Annotated in this window: 2 protein-coding genes; both read right to left on the reverse strand. The window is 64.2% G+C overall.

Annotation, left to right across the window (positions count from 1 at the left end):
• Nucleotides 1–71 precede the first annotated feature (71 nt).
• The gene (locus tag NUV89_RS27855) at nt 72–3,164 is read right to left on the reverse strand and encodes an efflux RND transporter permease subunit (RefSeq protein WP_257783846.1); all 3,093 of its coding nucleotides are present in this window, start codon (nt 3,162–3,164) and stop codon (nt 72–74) included.
• 6 nt (nt 3,165–3,170) lie between these two features.
• Nucleotides 3,171–4,325: an efflux RND transporter periplasmic adaptor subunit gene (locus NUV89_RS27860; protein WP_257783847.1), complete on the reverse strand. Its 1,155-nt coding sequence runs from the start codon at nt 4,323–4,325 to the stop codon at nt 3,171–3,173.
• Nucleotides 4,326–4,550 lie beyond the last annotated feature (225 nt).

Raw genomic sequence — 4,550 nt, forward strand, 5'->3', positions numbered from 1 at the left:
ATGCATCCGGTGACTGACACACTGCTTTCGCGAGCAAGCCCGCTCCCACAAGGGGAACTGCGGTGTTCGTGCTATCGAGGTTTTTTCTTCACCAGCTTCATCACCACCACAAAAAACACCGGCACAAACACCACCGCCAGCGTCGCCGTAATCATCCCGCCAATCACCCCCGTACCAATCGCCTGCTGGCTCGCCGAGCTGGCCCCGGTGGCAATCGCCAACGGCACCACGCCAAGGATGAACGCCAGCGAGGTCATGATGATTGGCCGCAAGCGCAGGCGTGCCGCTTTCAAGGTTGCGCTGATAAGGTCTTCGCCCTGGTCATACAGGTCCTTGGCAAACTCGATAATCAGGATCGCGTTCTTCGCCGACAGGCCAATGATGGTAATCAAGCCGACCTTGAAGAACACATCGTTGGGCATGCCGCGCAAGCTCACCGCCAGCACTGCGCCGAGCACGCCCAGTGGCACCACCAGCAACACCGATGTGGGGATCGACCAGCTTTCATACAACGCCGCCAGGCACAGGAACACGATCAGCAACGACAGGCCCAACAGCAACGGCGCCTGGGCACCGGACAAACGCTCCTGCAACGACAGCCCGGTCCATTCCTGGCCCAAACCCGCCGGCAGCTGGCTGACCAGGCGCTGGATTTCATCCATCGCCTCGCCGGTGCTGTGCCCCGGGGCCGCTTCGCCGCTGATGGCGATGGCCGGGTAGCCGTTATAGCGTGTCAACTGCGCCGGGCCCTGGGTCCACTTGGCTTCGACAAACGCCGACAGCGGCACCATCTTCCCGGCCTTGTTGCGCACATGGATCTTCATCAGATCGGCCACCTGGCTGCGCTGGTCGCCTTCGGCCTGCACCACCACCCGCTGCATGCGGCCCTGGTTGGGGAAGTCGTTGATATAGGCCGAACCAATCGCCGAGGACAGCACGTTGCCCACATCGGCAAAGGACACCCCCAGTGCGTTGGCCTGTTTGCGGTCCACTTGCAACTGCACCTGCGGCGCTTCGGCCAGGGCGCTTTCACGCACGTTGGCGAGGATCGGGCTTTTTTCCGCCGCCGCGAGCAACTCGGTACGCGCCGCCATCAAGGCCGCATGGCCGACGCCACCGCGGTCCTGCAAGCGGAACTCAAAGCCGCTGGAGGTGCCCAGGCCGTCGACCGGCGGCGGCAGGATGGCGTAGGCAATCGCGTCCTTGAGTTCGCTGAACGCCATGTTGGCGCGGTCGGCAATCGCCATGGCTGAATCCGCGCTGCCGCGCGCCGACCAATCCTTGAGCGTGGTAAACGCCAACGCGGCGTTCTGCCCCGAACCGGAGAAGCTGAAGCCCATAATCATGGTGGTATCGCCCACCCCCGGCTCGCCGGCGTTGTGCGCTTCGATCTGCTCGGCCACCTGCACCGTGCGGTTCTTGCTGGCGCCGGGCGGCAGCTGGATGTCGGTGATGGTGTAGCCCTGGTCTTCCACCGGCAGGAACGAGGAGGGCAGGCGCGTGAACATCCAGCCCAGGCCCACCAGCAGCACCAGGTAAATCAGCAGGTAACGGCCGCTGCGCTTGAGGGCGTAGGCCACCCAGCCTTCATAACGGTCGGTGAGCTGCTCGAAGCGCCGGTTGAACCAGCCGAAGAAACCGCCCTTGGCGTGGTGTTCGCCCTTGGCAATCGGCTTGAGCAAGGTGGCGCACAGGGCTGGGGTCAAGGTCAGGGCGAGGAACGCCGAGAACAGGATCGAGGTGGCCATCGACAGCGAGAACTGCTGGTAGATCACCCCCACCGAACCGGCCATGAACGCCATCGGTAGGAACACGGCCACCAGCACCAGGGTGATGCCGACAATGGCCCCGGTGATCTGGCCCATGGCTTTGCGCGTGGCTTCCTTGGGCGACAGGCCCTCGGTGACCATGATCCGCTCGACGTTCTCCACCACCACAATCGCATCGTCCACCAGGATGCCGATGGCCAGCACCATGCCAAACATGGTCAGCACGTTGATCGAGAACCCCAACAACAGCATGGTGGCAAAGGTGCCCATCAGCGCAATCGGCACCACCAGCGTCGGGATCAGTGTGTAGCGCACGTTCTGCAGGAACAGGAACATCACCGCAAACACCAGCGCCATGGCCTCCAGCAAGGTGTAGACGACCTTGGTGATCGAGACCTTGACGAAGGGCGAGGTGTCGTACGGAATCTTGTACTCCACGTTTGCCGGGAAGTAGCGCGACAGCTCGTCCATCTTCGCCCGCACCAGGGTCGCGGTGTTCAGCGCGTTGGCGCCGGGCGCCAATTGCACGCTGACGGCGGTGGACGGCTTGCCATTCAAGCGCGTGGAGAACTGGTATTCCTGGCTGCCGATTTCCACCCGCGCCACGTCGCCGACGCGCACGGTGGAGCCGTCCGGGTTGGCCTTGAGCACGATGTCGGCGAATTCCGCCGGTGTCGACAGCTGGCCTTTGACCAGGATCGCCGCGGTGATTTCCTGGGTTTTGGTGCCCGGCAAATCACCGATGCTGCCGGCCGAGACCTGGGCGTTCTGCGCGCTAATGGCCGCATTCACATCGGCGGGCGTGAGGTTAAAGCCGATCAGCTTCTGCGGGTCGATCCAGATGCGCATCGCCCGTTCGGCGCCATACAGCTGCGCCTTGCCCACGCCGTCCAGGCGCTTGAGCTCGTTCATCACGTTGCGCGCCAGGTAATCGCTGAGCGCGACGTCATCGAGCTTGCCATCGCTGGAGGTGAGGGTGACCAGCAACAGGAAGCCAGCGGAGACTTTCTCCACCTGCAAGCCTTGCTGGGTCACGGCCTGCGGCAGGCGCGGCTCAACGGCCTTGAGGCGGTTTTGCACGTCGACCTGGGCCATCTCCGGGTCGGTGCCCGGCTGGAAAGTGGCGGTGATGGTGGCCGAACCGAGGCTGCTTTGGGATTCGAAATACAGCAAGTGATCGGCGCCGTTGAGCTCCTGCTCGATCAGGCTGACCACGCTTTCATCCAGGGTTTGCGCCGACGCACCCGGGTACACCGCATAGATTTCGACTTTCGGCGGCGCGACGTTGGGGTACTGCGCCACCGGCAACTGCGGGATGGCCAGCAAGCCGGCCAGCAGGATAAACAGGGCCACCACCCAGGCGAAGATCGGGCGGTCAATAAAGAACTGCGGCATGGCGGATTATTCCTTTGCGAGCTGGCCAGAAGTGGGGCTGTTGTCCACCTCGACTTTTTCCCCGGGGCGGGCGTGTTGCAGGCCTTCCACGACGATGCGGTCGCCGGGCTTGAGGCCGTGGCTGACCACCCAGCGGTCGTCGATCACCGCACCCAGCTCCACCGGTTGCTGGCTGACGATTTGCTCGGCGTCCAGCAGCAGCACCATGGGGATGCCGGCGCTGTCGCGGGTAATGGCGCGTTGCGGCACGCTGATGCCTTGCTTGTCGACGGCCTGTTCCAGGCGCACCCGCACAAAACTGCCGGGCAGCAGGTCGAGGTCCGGGTTGGGGAATTCGCTGCGCAGGATGATCTGCCCGGTACCCGGGTCGACGCTGATCTCGGCGAACAGCAACTTGCCCGGCAACGGGTACAGGCTGCCGTCGTCCTCGATCAGCGTGGCCTTGGCCTGGTCCTGGCCAACTTGCTTCAAGCTGCCGGCGCGGAAGGCGCGGCGAAGGTCGTTCAGCTCGCGGGTGGACTGGGTGAGGTCGGCGTGGATCGGGTCCAGTTGCTGGATGATCGCCAGCGGCGTGGCCTCGTTCTGGCCCACCAGCGCCCCCTCGGTCACCAGGGCACGGCCGATGCGCCCGGAAATCGGCGCAGTCACGGTGGCGTAGCCCAGGTTCAGCCTGGCGCGCTCCACGGCGGCCTTGTTGGCGGCGACTTCGGCGTTGGTCTGGCGCCGCGCCGCGCGGGCGTTGTCGTAGTCCTGGCCGCTGATGGCCTTGTCGGCCACCAGTTGGCTGTAGCGCTGCTCTTGCAGGCGCGCCTGGAACGCGTTGGCCTCGGCCTTGCTCAGGTTGGCCTGGGCGCTGTCGAGGTCGGCCTTGAACGGCGCCGGGTCGATGCGAAACAGCACGTCGCCCTGTTTGACGTCATGGCCTTCCTTGAACACCCGCTGCATCACCACGCCGGCCACCCGTGCGCGCACCTCGGCAATGCGCGGCGCGGCGATGCGCCCGCTCAGCTCGCTGCTGATGGACAGGGGCTTGGCTTCAAGGGTTTCGATACGCACTTTGGCCAGGGGCATCTGCGGCGCCTCGGCGGCGGACTGGTCACACGCGCTCAGGGCAAGGGTCAGGGCCAGCAGGCAAAACGGCGCAAACAGATTCTTCGACATGCTCTTATCCCAATAATGACCGGTGCATCCTAAGGCCCGCGTGGCCTGGGTGCTGTGAAGCTGTGTAGGTCGTCTGTGAAGAAATGTAAGGTGCGGCCCACGCCGGGCTGCGGGCGTATATCCTTGCACAATCCCGCAAACACCAGAGATCCAATGTGGGAGCGGGCTTGCTCGCGAATGCGGTGTGTCAGCCACCTGATGAGTTGACTGACACACCGCATTCTG

The organism is Pseudomonas sp. 18.1.10, assembly GCF_024655625.1.
Taxonomy (GTDB): domain Bacteria; phylum Pseudomonadota; class Gammaproteobacteria; order Pseudomonadales; family Pseudomonadaceae; genus Aquipseudomonas.